1 protein-coding gene and 1 pseudogene are annotated in these 1,142 nt (G+C 69.1%); one reads left to right on the top strand and one right to left on the bottom strand.

Annotated features, from left to right (window positions below; all coding sequences use genetic code 11):
* Window positions 1-186, top strand: a pseudogene (locus KYC_RS26920) (lysophospholipid transporter LplT); the annotation flags it as partial.
* A gap of 77 nt (window positions 187-263) precedes the next feature.
* On the opposite strand, the gene KYC_RS26915 reads toward KYC_RS26920, so the two are convergent.
* Window positions 264-1,088, bottom strand: coding sequence for a uracil-DNA glycosylase (locus KYC_RS26915; RefSeq protein WP_050814955.1), 825 nt, complete (start codon window positions 1,086-1,088; stop codon window positions 264-266).
* Window positions 1,089-1,142 lie beyond the last annotated feature (54 nt).

The raw sequence follows: 1,142 nt of genomic DNA, 5'->3' as shown, positions 1-1,142 counted from the left end.
ATGTACACGCTGCTGCTGTGGCTGAACATGCCGATCAACGTGATCATCGTGATCTTCGGCACTGTGGTCGCCGTGCTGATGGTGGTCTTCATGCGCTGGAGCAAGCGCAACATGCAGGCCAACCCCGACCTGCACGACCAGATCGGCCAGGAAGGCCATGGCCGCGCGCTGGACTCGTCGCACTGACCAAAACACGCCAAGCACCTGATATTCCAAGAAAAAAACCGGGCAATGCCCGGTTTTTTTTGCCCGCCGCGAACGCGTCAGAGGTCGCGCGCAGCCAGCTTCAGGTCCTGCCAGGCACGCGCCTTTTCGGAAGGACTGCGCAACAGGTAGGCGGGGTGATAGCTCACGATCACCGGAATCTGCTCGCCCTCGTCCGTCTTCAGCTGGTGGACGCGCCCGCGCAGGCTGCCGATGGTGGCATCGGTGCCCAGCAGCGTCTGCGCCGCAAACCGGCCCAGCACCAGGATGCGCTCGGGCTTGAGCAAAGCGATCTGCCGCATCAGATAGGGGCTGCAGGCCGCGATTTCCTCGGGTTTGGGATTCCGGTTTCCGGGCGGGCGGCACTTGATGACGTTCGTGATGAACACATCGCGCTCGCGGCTCATGCCGACCGCTGCCAGCATGGCATCCAGCAACTGCCCGGATCTGCCCACGAAAGGCAGCCCCTGGCGGTCTTCCTGTTCCCCGGGCGCTTCGCCCACCACCAGCCAGCGGGTAGGCTGGGCGCCCTGGCCGGCCACCGCGTGGCGCCGGCCCTTGCACAGGCCACAGGCGGCGCAGGCCAGGACCTGCTCGCCCAGTTGTTCCAGGTTGGCGTCCTTGACGGCTTCGGCCACCGGAATGGGCGGCGGCGCCTCGTCCGCCAGGGCCTCGGCCTTGGGCGCGGGCGGCGGCGGCGGACCGGTGCGATTCCAGATCGAGGCAGGGATGGCCGCCGCGCGGGCGGACACCGGCTCGGCCGACGCGCCAGCGCGTTCCGCCGGAGCGGCGGCAGGCGCCTGCACAACGGGAGCCGCCGCGGCATCGGCCGCCGCAGCATCGGCCGCCGCGACATCGGCTGCCGCGGGTTTGACCACCGAGATCGAAGGCGCGGCCGGCGCGTTCGGCGCAACCGGCCGGGCGACCTCGGCCGGCGC

Origin of the sequence: Achromobacter arsenitoxydans SY8 (assembly GCF_000236785.1) — a bacterium.
In the GTDB taxonomy this organism is placed as follows: Bacteria; Pseudomonadota; Gammaproteobacteria; order Burkholderiales; family Burkholderiaceae_B; genus Achromobacter; species Achromobacter arsenitoxydans.
This window is presented reverse-complemented; position numbering and strand designations above follow the sequence as displayed.